The organism is Pantoea sp. B65 (assembly GCF_047308185.1).
In the GTDB taxonomy this organism is placed as follows: Bacteria; Pseudomonadota; Gammaproteobacteria; order Enterobacterales; family Enterobacteriaceae; genus Erwinia.
This window is the reverse complement of record NZ_JAHXPU010000025.1, coordinates 37,856-56,745: the sequence shown is the minus strand read 5'-3', so window position 1 is coordinate 56,745 and position 18,890 is coordinate 37,856. Positions and strand designations below refer to the sequence as shown.

Genomic DNA, 18,890 nt, shown 5'->3' with positions numbered 1-18,890 from the left:
TCGTTCTTAACGGACTGGATATCCGGTAGCATACCGGGGCATAAGTTTTGCTTCGCTGTCATTCTCATCTGTATCTGTCTGATTTGTTATCCTGCTTTCATTTCGTCCATACCCGCGCCCCGGATGGCAGCCATCATTTCTTCCGCTACTGAACCTCAACTTTGTCTTCCTTTGTCTTGGCTTCAATACTTAATTCAGCGGTAGGCCTGAGTAGCAGACCGATAGGTTCGCCAGTATCGCGGCAGAAGCCATATTCTCCTTTTCCCAGCCGCATAAGTGCAGCATCATATTTCGGCAGCAAGAGGCCTTCTCTGTCTATCTGTCATAACAGTATGGGTAGATGTTCTTCACGAATGGCGATATCTCCTTGATCACCCGTTTCCGGATCCTCCTGCAGTTGCTGTTTCATATACTCTATGTGATCAAGCACTTCCTTTCTTTCATGCCGGATAAACCGCCGGAAGAAATCCTGTTGCAAGGGGTTCATGTAATCTTCTGGCGGCATCGCCAGAATTTTTTCCCTTTCAGCACCGGTAGGTTTTGTCATGTAGCAATACCGTTAAAATTGCAATTTATTACGTTATAACATAACAACAATAATCACCGCAAAATTCAGCATTACCCCAGCCGGGCCACTTTCTTTGGCCAGGGATCGTTAAAAACCGCCCCCTGCTGCCACCCGTTAATTTCCTCTTCCGTGAGGAAAGACTGCTGCAAAGCGAGGACAAAATCGTCGATTTCTCTGCCCTCACCAATCACCGTCAGGCGACACTGACGATCACCAAACCGGCCGGGCATTTTTGCAAGTTGCTGGCGCAACGCTGTACGCTCTTCCATGGTCAGCGAATTATCAGTATGATTCAGAACACCCGCTTTCCAGTAGCTAATAAACTCAAGGTTGATGCTTCCAGCAGCCTGATTCCACAGCAATGCCAGATCATCTCTTCCCGGTAGCCAGAAAAAGCCCTTGCTGCGGTAGACCCCGGCGCCCATAAAGCGGTGGCACGTATTCCACAGTCGCTGCGGATGAAAGGGACGGTCATCTTCAATGACGCGCCAGGAAATATCATAATTTGTGTCCGGTCCATCCGGTAAAACTGAGTCGATGTCCTCCTGAAGTTCTTCGATAAGTAACGCCACCCGATGAAAATCATAATCCGGCATGGCAAGCAGCTCATCCAGCTGCAGATTCCCCCAGGGCACAGCCATAACCCCAACTTGCGGATTAAGGGGATGTATGGCTCTGCCCACCGCAGTAACAACATAGAATGGCAACCGGTCGTTTTTGGTTAGTAAAAGCTTATTACAGAACATAATTTGTTCTGCCAGCAGGCTTTCCACTCCACGGGTTCCTCTGCTGAGGTGCTCCTGAAAAGCCGGAATAAGTTTTTTCCCGCCATCGTAATCATCATTGAGCATGACAGTATCAACAAGAGACAAAAATGCCCTGAGACTCACCTGGGTATGTTCACGCAGGTAGCGGATCAGAGGAAGAGGATGACTGCTCCCTGACGTCTCTAGCAGAATTAACTCCGGCTGCCGTTTTTCGAGCAGGTCTTTCAGCGCATTATCCAGTTTCCGGATACCGCTGCTGCTGCTGATACTGTCTGCTGAAATACTCACAAAATTATTACTGACAGCATTAACAATTTCTGTTTTTGTCTCGTTATAAGGACAGCCTCATCTGTACAGTGTTGTCCAGTGGTTCAAAAAAGCCGGCGAAGAATTGTTATAAATTCACCCTTTCGCTTTCATACGAAGGCAGCTGACAAATGCGGGTGCCTTTTATTCACTAATCGAACCACGGTTCAACAGGATCGGGGTAATGTCGCCATTTTTGAGGCCCTTCAGCCATTTCGGTATCCGTTAACAGGGCAGATTCCAGCCTGTTGCGCAGTTCGGATTCATTCATTTCCATTCCAATAAAAACCAGCTCCTGCCGGGCATCACCAATACCATCCATCCAGTTAGACATGATGAATTTGAGTGATTCCGGATCCTCTGGCCAGCGTTCTTTCGGCACACTTGCCCACCACATGCCGCCCAGTCCCTGGCGCGCCACTCCACCGGCCTGCGACCAGGAGCCTGCAAACTCCGGACGACTGGCCAGCCAGAAGTACCCCTTCGATCTGACGACGCCATTCAGTTCATTGTCCATCACCTGCCAGAAACGGGCCGGATGAAAAGGCTGACGGGCACGAAATACAAAGCTGGTGATCCCGTACTCTTCTGTCTCCGGCGTATGTTCACCCCGCAATTCTTTAAGCCAGCCAGGTGCCTGAGCGGCTTGATCGAAATCGAACAGTCCGGTATTAAGTACGTTATCAAGTGGAACCTGCCCAAACTGTGAAACAACGATCCTGGCCCGTGGATTAAGCGAACGTAAAACCGCCATCAGTTTGACTTTCTGCGCTTCACTGATGAGATCAACTTTATTGAGGACCAGCACATCGCAGAATTCAATCTGATCGATCAGCAGGTCAACCACGCTCCTTTCATCGCCATCACCGAGCGATTCTCCGCGTGACTGAATGCTGTCTTCCGAGTCGTAGTCTTTCAAAAAATTGAACGCATCCACTACGGTCACCATGGTATCAAGGCGCGCGACTGTTGACAGGCTTTCGCCGTCATCTCCGGCAAAGGTAAAAGTCTCAGCCACAGGCAGAGGCTCAGAGATACCTGTGGATTCAATGACAAGCTGATCAAAACGTCCCTCTTTTGCCAGACGATTGACTTCAAGCAGGAGATCTTCCCGTAATGTGCAGCAGATACAACCGTTACTCATTTCTACCAGTTTCTCATCCGTTCGGGAGAGTTCTGCACCACCTTCCCTGACCAGAGATGCATCAATATTCACCTCTGACATATCATTTACGATAACGGCAACACGCCGACTCTCCCGGTTGTTCAGGATATGATTAAGCAGGGTTGTTTTTCCTGCACCCAAAAATCCGGACAGAACGGTCACGGGCAAACGTTTATCGCTATGAAAATTTGCACTGACTTCAGACATTAACTTACTCTCCTCCAACATTTCATTGCTATCAGTCCGGATAAAACGGGTCGTTCAGTACGACGACTTCTTCACCCTTAATGGCGTTGTAAAAGCAGCTTCGCCGCCCCGTATGGCAGGCGCCGCCATGTTGTTCAACAAGCAAAAGTACGGCATCTCCGTCGCAATCCAGACGGATATCATGTACCCGCTGAATACAGCCAGAGGTCTCGCCTTTGCGCCACCGGCTTGATCGGGAACGCGACCAGTAACAGGCTGTCGGTACGTAATGTTTCCTCAAGGGCCATCTGATTCATCCAGGCAACCATCAGCACTTCTTCTGTGTTGTATTGCTAAGCTATAGCAGCGATCAATCCATGCGAATCCCAGGATATTGACGGCTGGATTTCTTCAAGTTTGAAAACTGTACCTGCATGGGCTTTTTCCAGTAACAGAAAGATTGGCACCTCACTCTGTGATTGTTATGTTATAACGTAACAATTAAGTTTACCAGTTCTTCTTTTATTCGTCACGATTACAGCATGAGCAGGTTTGTCTGGTCCGGCTTACGAGGAGAAGATGCAGCTTTGACAACGACAGGAGGCTATGGGCGGTGAGTAATAAATCCTATTCGGTAATTTCAGGGGAAGTTGCGTTACCCCTTCCATCTGCGCAACTGCGGTGACGGTCATGTTGTAGGGCGGTAATAATTTAGCCAGTGCGGCTGCTTTACGTTCTGGTGAAATACGCTTCACGATCTGTTCCCATCTTGTCATTAGTATTTTCGATGGGGGTGACAACTATCCTGACAGAGGGGGTATTCAACCGCCTCCTTGAGGATCTCGGCTTCCATGGTTTTCTTACCCAAAAGACGCTGGAGTTCACGGATCTGTTTCATGGCGTTGTTTAATTCAGACGCTGGCACAACCTCTTCGCCGGCCGAGACCGCCGTCAGGCTGCCGTCCTGGTATTGCTTACGCCATTTAAAGACTTGATTGGCATTGACATTATGACGACAAGAGAAACGGAGCTTCCTGGCTGGAAGGTCTCCTGGACGATGGTGATCTTCTCCTGCGGAGTACGACGGCGGCGTCGCTCTGGCGACGTAAGAGCAGTACCCATGATTTCGCTTTGACCAGACTTAAACATAGCTTTAAGACTACCTCGTATTTTAAGCGGGTCAAAGTGTCTGGACCATTAGGGGGCTAATACACATTACTCGTCAAAACACTACGGTGAGCAGCTCAGTACAAATACTGCGATCTCGTAGATTTTAAAACATGATACAGATAGGAGTAACTATAACAGGAATAGCATAATCATATTTTTTAATAATATTAGACACATGCAGCTTCAATTAGTATTTTATAAACTATAGGCTTTGAAGACCTCGTCTGCTTTTATGTCTAATTAAATAATGTAAATAATTTGTTGTATTCTGTTGTTGCGGTTTTTAAAGTTAAATATGGCATATCATTTTGACGACTTAGAAGCCCTACCCAGCGGTCTTTGAACAAACAAAATAAGAGTTCCTGGAGTAAATTTTTTTAGTATTTTGTAAATGGCTACCGGCGGTAGCGGACAGTAGGAAGGGAGTACCTTTAGGCAATGCAAAATTGATTGAAACGCTTTTTTTGCATATTTCTGTGTTTCACTTGATGCTAATCTAATGCTTAGTTTGCAGTTTTATGCTTTCATATGACACTAAGATAGCCTTTGGATGACTTGGTAGCCGATGGATATGAATTCACGACAACAGAATATTTTACAACTCGTTAACGAACGCAGGACAATCAGCGTTAGCGAACTGGCTCGGATTTCGGGTGTTTCAGAAGTCACGATCCGCCAGGACCTTAACATCCTTGAAAAGCACAGTTATCTCAAACGCATTCATGGTTCAGCAGTTGCTTACGAAAGCGACGATGTTGATGCACGTATGTTGACTAACTTTCAGTTGAAAAAAGAACTTGCGGAGTATGCGGCATCTCAGGTTAATGATGGGGAGACCGTATTTATTGAAGGCGGTAGCACCAACGCCCTGCTGGCTCGGCATCTCGCTGCGATGAAAAAAGTTACCCTGATAACGGTTAGCCACTACATAGCCAATTTATTGAAAGATACAGAATGTGACGTAATCATCCTCGGTGGCCTTTATCAGAAAAATAGTGAATCCGTTGTTGGGCCTCTAACTCGTTCATGTATCCAGCAGGTCCATTTCAATAAAGCTTTCATTGGCATTGATGGTTACATTGCTGAAACAGGGTTTACCGGTAAAGATATGATGCGTTGCGATGTCATCAGCGCCGTGCTGGCAAAAGGCGTGGAAACAATCGCACTTACGGATTCATCAAAGTTCGGACAAATCCAGCCTTACCCTCTGGCTTCCACTGGCCAGATTAATCGTGTGATAACTGATAATTTTCTTTCCAGAGATTATCAACAACAGCTAAGGCAGAAAGGTATCCAATTAGATTTAGTCGGAGATGATAGGCAGCATGCCTACCCCGATTAATGATATAACATGCTGATAGATATTCAATTATAATCTACAGACTATGATGTTGGCGACTTCAAGTTATAGCTATTGCCTTGGCTAACTGGCAAAAAGGGGACATACTTCTCCCCTATTTGCTGAACAAAGATCAGACTATCGCACGGAGATAATCATCCATATCGGTTTTCAGGTTATCGGACTTGGTGCCAAAAATGGCCTGCACACCCGTACCCGCGATTAGAACACCTGCCGCGCCCAGTTTTTTCAGGGCAGCCTGATCAACTTTGGTAATATCAAGAACACTAACACGTAGCCGCGTGATACAAGCGTCCAGATTAGCGATGTTGCCTTTGCCGCCAAATGCAGCCACTAACGCCGGTGCCAGTTCACTGGTACTCACGGTGGACGCTTCAGTCGTGGCATCCTCACGTCCTGGTGTTTTAAGATCAAGCACTTTTATCAATACGCGGAAAACGGTGTAATATACTGCGGCATACGCCATCCCGATAATCGGGAACAGCCATAACCTACTGCCGTTGCCACTGAGTACTATGAAATCGATCAAACCATGTGAGAAGCTGGTGCCATCACGCATGCCGAGAAAAATACAAATAGGGAACGCCAGACCGGCTAAAATAGCATGTATAACATATAGAACGGGCGCAACAAATAAAAAAGCAAATTCAATAGGCTCCGTAATACCCGTCAGAAAAGAAGTTAAAGCGGCAGAGATCATGATCCCGCCAATTTTTGCTTTATTCTCTGGTTTGGCAGAATGCCAAATGGCAATAGCAGCAGCCGGCAATCCATACATTTTAAACAAAAAACCGCCAGATAATTTGCCTGCGGTAGGGTCTCCCGCCATATAACGTGGAATATCGCCATGGAATACTTGGCCAGCGGAATTGGTAAATTCACCGATTTGCATCCAGAAGGGAAAGTTCCAGATATGGTGTAAGCCGAAAGGAACCAGCGCACGTTCAACAACACCATAGATACTAAAAGCGACCAGAGGACTTTGGTAGGCCGCCCATTGTGAGAACGAGTGAATGACGTTTCCGATGTAAGGCCAGATGAACGCTAAGATAATACCCACAAAAATAGCTGCAAGCCCGGAAATGATCGGTACAAATCTTTTTCCAGCAAAAAAACCCAGATATTCCGGTAGCTTAATTTTATAAAAGTGGTTGAACATATAGGCCGCCAGCGCGCCAGATAATATTCCACCTAAGACGCCTGTATCAGCGAGATGATTCGCGGCAACTTCGGAGGGGGAAACATGTAAGACCATAGGCGCGATCACAGCCAAGGTTTTAACCATAATGCCATAAGCAACCACTGAAGCCAGCGCAGAGACCCCATCATTATGGGTGAACCCCAAAGCAACACCTATCGCAAATAAAAGCGGCATATTCGTAAATACCGATCCGCCCGCTTCGGCCATGACCTGTGATACCACAACTGGCAGCCAGGTAAAGTTAGCTGAGCCAACACCTAAGAGAATACCTGCAATCGGCAGTACTGAGACTGGAAGCATTAACGATTTGCCGATTTGTTGCAGGTTAGCAAATGCATTTTTAAACATAATGTAGGGTACTCCTGTTTATCATTTATGTTTGCGCAGTGCCCGATGCCATTAAACGTTTGCATTGAGGGCTACCTGAGCGCTTTCTGGATATCACGCAACTTTTCAATATTAAAATATTTAAAAATCAAATATTCCCATTTGCTTTAACCTGTATTTAACAAGTTTGATTGGATCCGCCTTTTATCAAGTGAACATCATTGCCCATCCCGGAGGTAACCCCCTCATTCCTAAATTTGTGTTAATGACACATTTGAGGCTAAGGCACGCAATTGACTTCTCAGGTTCGATTGCTCAAATCAGGCTAGCGCTCACCTGTGCGCAGCCAGCATGAGTCTGTCGAATCGACTGCCTAAAAGGACAAAAAAAGTCCTTAGCTGTGGTTCAGTCCAAACAGCTGTAGATCGCTTCGACCTACATTTATTTTTATACAGAGATTAAAATACTTTCGAATGAAGCATTATTTGATATCTATCAAAATAATAAGGTATTACGAGTACTATAATTTACAAAGTTTGCTACAATTCACACTTTCTGAGGAAATGACTATGGAACTCTATCTGGATACGGCTGATGTCGTGGCAGTAAAGCGACTGGCCCGTGTGTTACCTATTGCAGGGGTGACAACAAATCCCAGCATCATTGCAAGCGGACGGAAACCTATTTGGGAAGTGTTACCCGCGCTTCGCGAAGCCTTAGGGGGCAAAGGTCGCCTTTTTGCTCAAGTTTTGGCATCTACGGCTGATGAAATGGTTGTAGAGGCAAGAAAACTTACGCATACGATTGAAAATCTAATTGTTAAAATTCCTGTCACTTCCGAAGGGCTGGTTGCCATAAAAGCGCTGCGTGAGGAAGGGATTATTACACTAGGCACGGCCGTCTACGGCGCGGGTCAAGGCTTGATTGGTGCTCTAGCCGGTGCTGAGTACATCGCACCTTATGTAAACAGACTGGATGCTCAGGGGGGTAACGGCATTCAAACGGTTACGGAGTTGCAGCGTTTATTAACTCAACATGCACCACATGCTAAAATCCTTGCCGCCAGTTTCAAAACTCCGCGACAGGTTCTCGATTGCCTTCTTGCGGGTTGTCAATCTGTAACATTGCCGGTGGATGTGGCAGAACAATTTATTGCAACCCCGGCTGTAAAGGCTGCGGTGGAAAAATTTGAACAAGACTGGCGCAATGCATTCGACTCAACAACACTAGGGTAAATAGGCATACATAGCAGTACCCAAGGGGCGATTTTTTGCCCTTTGGGTAGCGTGTATTATTACAGTCTATCTCTATAAATCAGCTTTTTACTGCCTTACGGATCATTAAATTTTAGGTAAATCGTGGAATACAGTTTTTTCTCTTGAGACCCACTTATTATTTTATTCCCGCCTGATGAAAATCGTATAAATTAATCGCTCCCACTACTTTTCCATCATCATCAACAACCGGCGCGGCATTTATATGATGCTCATGCAAAGCGTCGAGTGCGTTTGCGGCCAGCATATTCGCCGATAATACAAAACCGGGTTGTGTCATTGCTTCAGAGATAGAAGCGTCAAGACTCCCCTTTTGAATAAGCCAGCGCCGAAGATCGCCATCGGTAAACACACCGACAACGCGTCCTGCCTTATCACAGATTGCAATCAAACCCAGACCTGTTCGGCTGAGTTCCAGCAGGGCGTCGGTAATTGTGCTTTCACGAGCAACAATTGGCATCCATTCGCCACGACGCATTATATGATGAACTTTTTTTAGTAACCGGCTCCCTAGACTTCCGCCAGGATGAGAATGGGCGAACTGTTCGGCACTAAACCCACGGAAGCGCATCACCGCCATAGCGAGAGCATCACCCATCATCAACGTATTTACCGAACTCGCTGTTGGAGCCAGGCCCATGGGGCAAGCTTCGCGCTCAACTCCGACATCAAGCACACATAAGGCCCCTTTGGCTAAAGGAGAGGTTAAATCTCCCGTCATCGCAATTACGGGAATGCCATTATCAGCTATGAGTGGCAAAATGGTATCTAACTCATGTGCTCTACCCGAATAGGAAATAAACACTACAACATCTTGAGCATCAATCATCCCCAGATCGCCGTGCAACGCCTCAGCAGGATGCACAAAAAACGCAGGAGTGCCTGTGCTGGCCAGAGACGCGGCAATCTTTTTACCTATATGCCCTGACTTACCCATTCCTGAAACAACGACTTTACCCTTACACTTTAATAACAACTGGCATGCCAATTCAATACTATTATCCAAACGGGCTAGCATTCGTTGAGCCTCTCGAATTTCTGTTTCCAGCGTTTCTTTGGCAAACCCAAAAAAATCCAAATGCATATAAGCTCCTGACAGTATTTAATATTATTAAAAATCTTAAAGCCGAAATGGTCAGCCGGACTCAATAATAACCTTTCATTGAGTTAACTTTAAATAAGAGCCGGAAAGTTTAAAGTCGTATTATTCCCTTAAAAACGAACTTAAAAAAATGCATTCAGAATAATAATTCAGCCGCACCTATTATTCCAAAATCATCACAAAGCTCTGCATTTTTGAAATAAACAGGCATGTCATTATGATTATACACATCAAAAACCTCTCTAATTTGAGGGAATAATTTGTCGCCAAAATTTAGCAAACCTCCGCCAAAAATGAAACAATTTATATTTAGCGTTGTGTATAAGTTATAAAGCCACACCCCCATATAAGTAGCCATCTGCTCCACTGCCCAATTAGCTAGCTGGTCATCGTAATCCAAGGCTTTGATGAGGTGATGAGTATTAATCATATCTGTGCTTCCAGCTAATTCAGTGAGGATACTTTTAGTCCCTTGATCAATTTTACTTTTAATATGCTTGACAATCATCGAGCCTGAGCAGTACGACATTAGACAACCTTTATTTCCGCATCCGCATTCAATACCCTTGCCAGGGGTGATAATCATATGCCCACTTTCTCCCGCCCAGCCATAGCGTCCACGAAAAAGTTCATTGTTTATAATTATACCAGTTGATATGCCTGTGCTTACCGGGCAATAAAGCATATGTTTAAATCCCCTTCCTGCACCGTTACGATGTTCGGCTAGAGCACCGGTATGAGCATCATTATCAAGCATTACCCGAATATTACCTCCCAAACTCTTTATCATATAATTTCTTGCTGCAAAATTATTTATTTTTGGTAGATTAGCTGTTTTTAAAATTTTACCTTCTTCATAAAACACAAAGGACGGCATACCGATACCCACGCCCCGAAGATTATTAACCTTTAGGCTCTGGTCTCGCATTATTGTATTAATATTAGACAATATTTCATCAAAAAAGCCTTGTGCATCCAAATCAGCATTTGATGCCGTTTTATACTTTAGTATGAGATTTTTATCACCATCAAATAACCCATATGCTGTTTTGGTACCGCCGACATCAATGCCAATTGTATATGCATTCACAGTTATCGTCCTGTTTAAAATAAAATTTATGATATTTATTCTGGTAACGACCATAACCATTCTTTCCGGCGATTATCATTAACCAAGGCTAAGGTTTTTTGGATTCATTTCGATTTTTTATAAACGGATATAATAAGTCATTAATTTTACCGTAATAAATAACTATATATATCAAAAAAAAATCAATAAAATCAAAAAAGACAACATTTCCCTTATATGAAAAAAGCAAGATAGTACTAACACTACTACCTTGCCTTGTATGGTTTTTATAACGTATGTTCCATACGTGCTATAATATCATCCTGAGATTCAGGAGATAGAGATGTGCAGAATGCAGAATATCCTGCAACCCGCACAACCAGGTCGCGGTGGAGATCTGGATACTTTTTAGCATCAATCAATGTTTCCCGTGAGACCACATTGTACTGGATATGCCTTCCTTTCCGATCTGCAAATAGTGTACGTAACAATAATATTAGCTTAGCCCTGTCACTACTGGTTTCTAAAGTCGTCGGATTAAGTTTTTGATTCAGTAGCACTCCGCCTAGAATTGAACCTGTAGGTAGTTTACCCGCGGAATTTATTACTGCTGTAGGACCCAACCTGTCAGTACACGCGCTTGGGCTAGCACCTTCAGCCAACGGGGTTTTAGCTTTCCGGCCATCAAGTGTGGCTTGAGTTTTCGCCTCAAAAGGCACATTGGCCGAAATAGATGATGTCCCGGCGAAATAAGTGCCACCAATAGGTCCACGCCTATGCCGGGGGTTGACGTAGTTTTTCAATTCATCAATATAATGCCGTGCGCGTTCCGTACAGACCGCGGGTTTGACTATATTTACCAGCACATTTTTGTGAGCTCTAATGCGATCACTCACTGAAGTCAGATCCAGCTCGTTTGATGGAGTTAAATTCATAATACTCATTAACTTATCCTCTTAACATAGCTGTCATTTCCTTACTTCGCAAAATTTATCAAATTTAAGCAAAGAAGGATCTTCAATGGTTTTTTCGAGCCATATGTGTAGCTCGAGCGCCGATATCAGCATCCGCAACATGCGTTAAATACGAAAGACAGTCGTTTCGGCAAACGAGATGCTTTTCTTTATGTAAATTAATATACCTTCATACGAAACATATATTGATTGTGATCAAAGATATCAAAGCTTCCTGGTTTCTTATCTTAAAAGTATGCGTTACCTCACACTTTGATCATCAACTAAAATCAACTCATTGGTATTAAAGCAAAATCTGGCGTACCCAAGCGCTTATACGTCGTTCGTTGAGCAGCAGTAAAAGCCCCACGCCAGGAGACTATTAGCTTTTAACATCATTTTTATCTGGCGCTTTGCCGCACTGTTAATCCCGATTATTTGCCAGCATATAGGCACACTGTTTTTTAACAAAAAAAACAGAACAAACACCTGCGCAACAACTTAAAAACATATATATGCAAATACACAACACGCAAATACCAAATGCTTCTTTTTTTTACCGAAAAATATGTTAAACCGTGAACCACGTCATGAAATCTTCATGTGAGCTATAATAATGTTACGAATGAAAGATATTTTCATTCCGTTAGACAACTCCATACTTCTGGAAATTGATTTTTTTGTATTAGAAATAGTATTCATTGAAAGCATTACGATTTAAGGGAAGTGTTTCCCCGTTTTTATTTTTATAACAGAAAATCTTTAGTTAATGAAAACAGGAGCATACATGAGTAAATTTATTTTCTCATCACCACGTAAATATGTGCAAGGCGAAGGCGTCATTTCACAATTAGGTGACTATATCGCCGAGCTAGGGAACAATGCCTTTTTGATCGCTGATGACGTGGTCTGGGGACTCATCGGTGAACAGGTAGCATCCTCACTTAAAGCAAAGAATGTTAAATTTCATCATGAACGCTTCAATGGGGAAGCTTCGCAAAATGAGATATTACGACTGGCTGACCAATCTCGAAAAGCAGAAGCTTCTGTCATCGTCGGCTTAGGTGGCGGCAAAACCCTTGATACGTCGAAGGCCGTAGCGGATGAACTAAAACAACCCATAGTGATTGTCCCGACCATCGCCTCTACCGATGCACCTTGTAGCGCGCTTTCTGTCATATATACGGACCAAGGAGTTTTTGAAAGCTACCGCTTCTACACAAAGAACCCCGACCTGGTACTGGTTGATACCAAAATCTGTGCTCAAGCCCCAGTGCGCCTGTTTGCCTCGGGTATCGCCGATGGTCTTGCTACCTATGTCGAAGCCCTGGCTGTTAAACGCTCGCATTCCAAATCTATGGTTGACGGTTTACCCACAATTGCCGGAATGGCCATTGCTGAAGCCTGCGAAAAAACGCTGCTGACCTATGGTTACAGCGCTTATGTGGCAGTGGCGGAACACGCCGTTACCCCTGCGGTAGAAGCTGTAGTCGAGGCTAATACACTTCTGTCTGGCCTTGGTTTTGAAAACGCAGGTCTCGCCGGAGCGCATGCCATCCACAACGGTTTTACCGCCATTCAGGGAGAAATACATCATTTAACGCATGGCGAAAAAGTGGCTTACGGCACCCTGACGCAAATGGTGTTAGAACAACGTCCTGATGAAGAAGTTGCCCGTTACATTCGCTTTTACCGCAGTATTAAAATGCCCACATCATTGAAAGAGCTGCATTTGGAAAATGAAAGTTGGGAAAATTTGGTGAAGATAGGCGCCTTAGCAAATAGTGATGGAGATACGCTAAAAAATCTCAATCCCAATCTCACTGCCGAGGACGTAGCCTATGCTATTCGTGCTGTGGATGCTTTTGGTAAAACAGTGATTTAATTTATTAATCAAAACACTTAAGTAAGTAGACTCTTTTTTTATTTAGAGGGTTGCAGGAGGCGTGAAGGATATACTTATTTATTATTAATTAGTTATCCTTCATTGTTCTATTCACTTATTTATCAATTCTGATTTACATTCCAAGATTTTATCACCTTTATTATTTCAAAAAGTCAACATGCCGAATTTATTATTTAACGACCTAACTTGCATTTTGATTATTCACCCTCATTTTGGCATCTTTCAATTATTAAAATCCATGTTAATACAGTCTACATTTTAATGAAAAAAAACGGCCGTAATCGGCCGTTGAAGATCATCTCATAGGGAATTAAAGCGTATGTTCCGTTCGGGCAATAATATCATCCTGAGCGTCTGGGGACAAGGCTGTGAAAAACGCAGAATAACCAGCAACCCTCACCACCAAATCACGATATTGGTCAGGATGTTGTTTTGCCTTGACAAGTGTCTCCCTAGAAACAATATTATACTGGATATGCCAACCTTTATGTTCCTCAAAGAATGTGCGGAGCAGGAACATGAGTTTCTGTCGATCGTTGACATTATCGAGTGTCGAAGGATTAAGTTTCTGGTTCAGTAGCACACCACCGAGAATGGATCCGGTCGGCAATCTGCCAACAGAGCTGATCACGGCTGTAGGGCCCAGATGATCGGTACCTGAAGCTGGGCTTGCACCCTCGGCCAGAGGGGCCTTCGCTTTTCTGCCATCCGGCGTAGCCATAGTTGCCGCGCCAAACGGTACGTTCGCCGAAATAGAGGATGTGCCGGCATAATAATTACCACCAATCGGACCACGGCCATAACGCGGGTTATGGTAATTTTTGATTTCATTTATGTAAGTCTGGTAAGCACGCGCCAAAAGCTCATCGACACTTTCGTCGTCATTACCATATTTAGGTGCGTTATTGACCAGGCGCTGACGTAATTGCTCACCGGTAAGTCCGTCGAAATTATCTTCCAGCGCTTGGGCAAGTTCTTGCTGGCCAATAACTCCCTCGTCAAATACCAATTTCTTGACTGCTTCAAGACTGTTGCCCAAGTTCGCGATACCAACTTGTAATCCTGAAACCCAGTCGTACTTTGCCCCCCCCTGCTTGATGCTTTTTGCGCGTTCGATACAGTCATCCACTAGCGCTGAACAGAGAATATCATGGGCATTTTCTTCCAGTACCGTATCTACCACATATTCAATTTCGATAGATTTACGGGTGTAATACTTAATCTGGTTATCCCATGCGTCCAAAACCTGGTTGAACGTATCGAAATTCCCTTTGGAAAGTGCATATTCCTGCGGCAAGAATACTTTTTTACTTGTGGCATCGCGGCCACCTTCCAGCGCGGCAAGCACCACACGGGCAAAATTTATAAAGCTCATGCCCGTGCAACGATAGCCCCATTTACCCCCTACCGCCGTTTCAATACACCCTATTGCGGCATATTCATAGGCATCTTCTTTCTCTACACCCAGTTTGATGAATTCAGGAATCACGATTTCATCATTGTTGAATGCCGGCATGCCGAACCCACAACGTATAACCTGCACACACGCATCCAGGAAATCTTCACTCATGCCCGCATGATAGCGGACACTAAGATTGGGCTGCGTGGAGCGCAACCGTCCGCAGGACTCCAGAATGGCATAGGATAAGGGATTAACGGCGTCAACAGCTTCGCCATTGATCAGCTTTTGTCCACCGATTGTCACATTCTGATAAAGGGGGCTTCCCGCTGATGCTTTTGAATGCGAGCCCGAACGAATTTTATTAACCTCTAGCAACTTAAGCCAGCAGCTTTGTAGCAGCTCGATAGCCTTTTCGCGGCCAAGGTTTTGTTCGAGTTCAACATCACGGCGATAATATGGGTAAAGATATTGATCCATGCGACCGAAAGAAACAGAGTGACCATTTGATTCGATTTGAAGGACAAGCTGGACAAAATAACATAATTGTAATGCCTGATAAAACGTCCTCGGCGGTTCATGAGCTAACAAATCACAATTTTCCGCGATCAACAAAAGTTCTTCCTTACGGGAAAAACGATGTTCTTTCGCTGCCGTTCTTCTTGCAAGATCCGCATAACGCTCGATGTGATGACTCAACGCTTCCAATGTTATATCAATGGCCTTTAAAAACTGTTCACCATGAAGATCTTCCAGCACGGTCAGATTTATACGCGAACGCCTCTCCGATACCTTCTCACGTAAACCATCAAGACCTTTTTCAAGAAGAAGTGGAAAATTAACCGCCAGATGGGCATCTCCCGAAGTCATATTGCCTTCGGCTTTGATTATGCCCGTGGCGAGCAGTTCTTTATGTTGGTTGGTAAACATGCCATAGCAGCGATCCTGAACGGTCTGTCCGCGCCACCAGGGACAAACAAGGTGAAGAATACGCTTATTTTCTTCGCTGATCGAAAACCCGGCGCCAGGACGCTCGGCCAGCTCGTCAATTTCATTTTCAATCCAATTTACCGTGTATTCAGGAAAAATGGGGGCGGCTCTCACTTCACTTGCCTGATTACCCACTATCAATTCTTCATGTTTTATCCAGATAGTGCGATTTGACAAATGATAGGCCAGCGCCAGCGCGCGGCGAACCGGAATGGGTTTATCCTGATGAGACTGATAAGCCGCCGTATAATGCTGGGCGCGCTCTGTGCATACCGGTGGTTTCACAATATGAATGAGTGAAATTTTATGTATCTTGATACGTTCACTCAAAGTTTCTAAATTTAAAGTTGTCATGCAGTTATCCTCTCAAGGTGATTTTTAGCCCTTTTTCGTGAGCATATTTTTCAGCAAATTCGAGCAACTCAGCGTCATCAAGTGGTTTTTTAGCCGCAAGATAAGGTTGATCTAACAATGTATATTTATTCATGCCTAATGTATGATAAGGAAGTATATGGATATCTAAAACATCCAGTTCATTGGCTGCAAAATCAATTATTGATATTATTGAATCCTTATCAGCGTTAAATTGGGGGATCAAGGGCACGCGAATGACTATTTTTTTACCAGCCGTTGAAAGCTTTTTAAGGTTCGCCATAACGCGATGTGCCGAACCATCGGTCCATTCCTTAAATATCTTTGCATTAACATGCTTCAGGTCAGCAAGGAATAAGTCAACATAAGGCAAAGAGGGTTCGATGTAAGACCAAGGCACATGCAAGCATGTTTCGACAGCTGTATGTATACCTTGCTCATGGCTGCGCTTAAAAAGTTCAAAGGCGGTTTCTGGTGACATAAATGGCTCACCGCCGGATATTGTCATGCCGCCGCCACTGCGTTGATAAAAAGGTTTATCCCGCAAAACGGTAGACATGATTTTGTCTACATCGGCTTCCTCCCCGCATACGGTTAAAGCCTGACCAGGGCATACATCTTGCAAAAGGGCAAAATGTCTTTCTTCTATTTTTTCACGGTCTATGACAATACCGTTTAGGGTTCTTTCAATGATTTCAGGGACAGCTTGTTGACACAGATCGCACCCCTCCATACACAGTCTGGCATCAAATAGGATATCTTTCTTACGTGAACGGCTTTCAGGATTCTGGCACCAACGACATCCAAGCGAACACCCCTTCAAAAACACCACTGTTCTGATGCCGGGACCATCATGTGTCGAGTAACGCTGAATATTAAAGATCATAAGTGAAACCCATTTACTTCCATATGAAGATTAAACATCTTTCATAAGAAAGTAACATTGATCCATATCAATTTGGCAGAAGTTTGATGATCCGGCCTTGGTAAACATGGAGCAGCATCACAAATCCAGTGTTTTTTCCTGTAAGAAAGGCTCTACTATTTTTTACTCTTGAAGTTCGTGCTGAAAGAAAACTCAGGCCCGGAACTTAAAATGAGGCTTTACTTGGCATGTTGAAATATGTTCAAAAATCAGTCATTTGATGGTAATCAACTCTTTAAGGCGTCTCACCACGGCGAACTGTTCCGCACTTTCATCAATAAAAGTCATACCATATACAATTGATCTGTAAGTTTTTTTGTCTTAAACCACACAGGAGTTTAAACCCATTCCACAGTGGCTTTTAATTCCCCCCGGAGGTTTAGCCTCAAAGTGCATTTTTGTGCACAAAGTCGACTTATCAATGTTGCATTTCCGTTGACGTAATATGATACTTATGTACGAAACTACTTTATTCTTCGTATGAAGATCATTGTAACACCGATTATGTGAGGTTGAATATGGAACAGTCATTCACAAGTGCTGTCTTGCCCGAAGATTATAAGGACAACATTGTCCGAATGAAGAAGGAATTACGTAGTAAAATCAATGATTTAGAAGGGTTATTCAAAGAGGTATCAGATAAAATTGAGAATGAAATCAATGAAATAAACGCGTTAAAGGAAAAAGGCCACACAGCCTGGCCAGTTATCTCTTACGCGGATATAGCCGCAGGTAATGTTTCCCAAGACACTCTTCAAAATCTCAAGAAAAGAGGTTGCCTGGTGGTCAAAGGACACTTTGCCCGCGAGCAGGCGTTGAATTGGGACAAGTCCATGGTCGACTATCTCGATTCCAATAACTTCGATGCTCAGTACCGCGGGCCGGGTGATAATTTTTTCGGTACACTGGAAGCATCAAAACCTGAAATATTTCCTATTTACTGGTCCCATGCTCAGATGGAAGCTCGTCAAGACGAGAGAATGGCAAATGTTCAATCATTTCTGAATAAATTATGGAAATTCGAATCAAACGGAAAAACCTGGTTTGACCCTGATACCAATATTACTTATCCAGACCGGATCAGACACCGTCGTCCAGGAACCACATCGAAGGGTTTGGGTGCCCACACTGATTCAGGCGCTTTAGAACGTTGGCTGTTGCCTGCCTACCAAAAAGTATTCCGCAATTTATTTACCAATCATTTTGATGAATACGATCCTTGGGATGCAGCTTATCGTACTGAGGTAGATGAATATGACGTTCCTAATACCACTAAATGTTCTGCTTTCCGCACTTTTCAGGGATGGACTGCACTTTCTGACATGGAGATAGGCCAGGGACTTCTTCATGTTGTGCCGATCCCCGTGGCCATGGCATACGTTTTATTACGCCCCTTGCTGAATGATGTGCCTGAAGATGAATTATGTGGTGTCGCCCCTGGAAGGGTCCTCCCTGTCTCAGAAAAATGGCACCCATTATTGATGAAGGGACTCAGCAGCATACCCTCCCTTGAAGCAGGGGATTCTGTTTGGTGGCATTGCGATGTCATTCATTCTGTCGCACCGGTAGAAAACCAGCGCGGCTGGGGTAATGTAATGTATATACCGGCCGCCCCCATGTGTGAAAAGAATCTCGCTTATGCAAGAAGCGTGGCGCAGGCCTTATCACGCGGGGAATCGCCTAATGATTTTCCTAAAGAAGATTACGAGGCAAATTGGAATAATAGATTTAAGGTTGAAAACTTAAATACTATTGGCAAGAAAAGCCTCGGAATGAAATCTTAAGCAAAAAGTCAAAACCATGCTGCATCTTAGATAAACAGCATGGTTTATTTCCGAATGCTTATTGTG

At 44.2% G+C, this 18,890-nt stretch carries 11 protein-coding genes and 4 pseudogenes; 4 read left to right on the top strand and 11 right to left on the bottom strand.

The window, feature by feature from the left end:
* Positions 1 to 145: 145 nt before the first annotated feature.
* The 5 genes and pseudogenes from JWF83_RS12085 to JWF83_RS12065 form a co-directional block, all read right to left on the bottom strand.
* Positions 146 to 547: pseudogene (locus JWF83_RS12085) on the bottom strand (RNA polymerase-binding protein DksA).
* Between the two features lie 71 nt (positions 548 to 618).
* Positions 619 to 1,656: pseudogene (locus JWF83_RS12080) on the bottom strand (CobW family GTP-binding protein); the annotation flags it as partial.
* 136 nt (positions 1,657 to 1,792) lie between these two features.
* The gene (gene zigA, locus JWF83_RS12075) at positions 1,793 to 3,013 is read right to left on the bottom strand and encodes a zinc metallochaperone GTPase ZigA (protein WP_413650455.1); all 1,221 of its coding nucleotides are present in this window, start codon (positions 3,011 to 3,013) and stop codon (positions 1,793 to 1,795) included.
* 31 nt (positions 3,014 to 3,044) lie between these two features.
* Positions 3,045 to 3,293 carry a phosphoribosyl-AMP cyclohydrolase gene (locus tag JWF83_RS12070; RefSeq protein ID WP_413650454.1) on the bottom strand — a complete coding sequence of 83 codons (249 nt, stop codon included), beginning with the start codon at positions 3,291 to 3,293 and terminating at the stop codon, positions 3,045 to 3,047.
* Positions 3,294 to 3,809: 516 nt separating this feature from the next.
* A pseudogene (locus JWF83_RS12065) lies at positions 3,810 to 4,114 on the bottom strand (transposase); the annotation flags it as partial.
* 619 nt (positions 4,115 to 4,733) lie between these two features.
* Here JWF83_RS12065 and JWF83_RS12060 point away from each other — a divergent pair.
* Positions 4,734 to 5,504: a DNA-binding transcriptional regulator YciT gene (locus tag JWF83_RS12060; RefSeq protein WP_413650453.1), complete on the top strand. Its 771-nt coding sequence runs from the start codon at positions 4,734 to 4,736 to the stop codon at positions 5,502 to 5,504.
* Positions 5,505 to 5,634: 130 nt separating this feature from the next.
* On the opposite strand, the gene ptsG is transcribed toward JWF83_RS12060, so the two are convergent.
* The gene (ptsG, locus tag JWF83_RS12055; protein ID WP_413650452.1) at positions 5,635 to 7,071 is read right to left on the bottom strand and encodes a PTS glucose transporter subunit IIBC; all 1,437 of its coding nucleotides are present in this window, start codon (positions 7,069 to 7,071) and stop codon (positions 5,635 to 5,637) included.
* Positions 7,072 to 7,619: 548 nt separating this feature from the next.
* Between ptsG and fsa the strand changes: the two genes are divergently transcribed.
* Positions 7,620 to 8,285 (top strand): fructose-6-phosphate aldolase, encoded by a 666-nt coding sequence (gene fsa, locus JWF83_RS12050; RefSeq protein WP_413650451.1) that lies wholly within the window; start codon positions 7,620 to 7,622, stop codon positions 8,283 to 8,285.
* Positions 8,286 to 8,442: 157 nt separating this feature from the next.
* Here the strand turns inward: fsa and gutQ are convergent, their stop codons facing one another.
* From gutQ to JWF83_RS12035, 3 genes and pseudogenes are all read right to left on the bottom strand, one after another.
* The gene (gutQ, locus tag JWF83_RS12045; protein ID WP_413650450.1) at positions 8,443 to 9,408 is read right to left on the bottom strand and encodes an arabinose-5-phosphate isomerase GutQ; all 966 of its coding nucleotides are present in this window, start codon (positions 9,406 to 9,408) and stop codon (positions 8,443 to 8,445) included.
* 154 nt (positions 9,409 to 9,562) lie between these two features.
* Positions 9,563 to 10,516, bottom strand: coding sequence for an ROK family protein (locus JWF83_RS12040; protein WP_413650449.1), 954 nt, complete (start codon positions 10,514 to 10,516; stop codon positions 9,563 to 9,565).
* A 266-nt stretch (positions 10,517 to 10,782) separates the two neighbouring features.
* Positions 10,783 to 11,310, bottom strand: a pseudogene (locus JWF83_RS12035) (glycine radical domain-containing protein); the annotation flags it as partial.
* 925 nt (positions 11,311 to 12,235) lie between these two features.
* Here JWF83_RS12035 and JWF83_RS12030 point away from each other — a divergent pair.
* Positions 12,236 to 13,333, top strand: a complete 1,098-nt coding sequence (locus JWF83_RS12030) for a glycerol dehydrogenase (RefSeq protein ID WP_413650448.1) — start codon at positions 12,236 to 12,238, stop codon at positions 13,331 to 13,333.
* Between the two features lie 331 nt (positions 13,334 to 13,664).
* Here JWF83_RS12030 and JWF83_RS12025 read toward each other — a convergent pair whose 3' ends face one another.
* Complete coding sequence (locus tag JWF83_RS12025; RefSeq protein ID WP_413650447.1) at positions 13,665 to 16,097, bottom strand: formate C-acetyltransferase/glycerol dehydratase family glycyl radical enzyme; 2,433 nt, start codon at positions 16,095 to 16,097, stop codon at positions 13,665 to 13,667.
* A 4-nt stretch (positions 16,098 to 16,101) separates the two neighbouring features.
* Positions 16,102 to 17,001, bottom strand: a complete 900-nt coding sequence (locus JWF83_RS12020; RefSeq protein WP_413650446.1) for a glycyl-radical enzyme activating protein — start codon at positions 16,999 to 17,001, stop codon at positions 16,102 to 16,104.
* Between the two features lie 557 nt (positions 17,002 to 17,558).
* On the opposite strand from JWF83_RS12020, the gene JWF83_RS12015 reads away from it, so the two are divergent.
* Complete coding sequence (locus JWF83_RS12015) at positions 17,559 to 18,824, top strand: DUF1479 domain-containing protein (RefSeq protein ID WP_413650445.1); 1,266 nt, start codon at positions 17,559 to 17,561, stop codon at positions 18,822 to 18,824.
* Positions 18,825 to 18,890 lie beyond the last annotated feature (66 nt).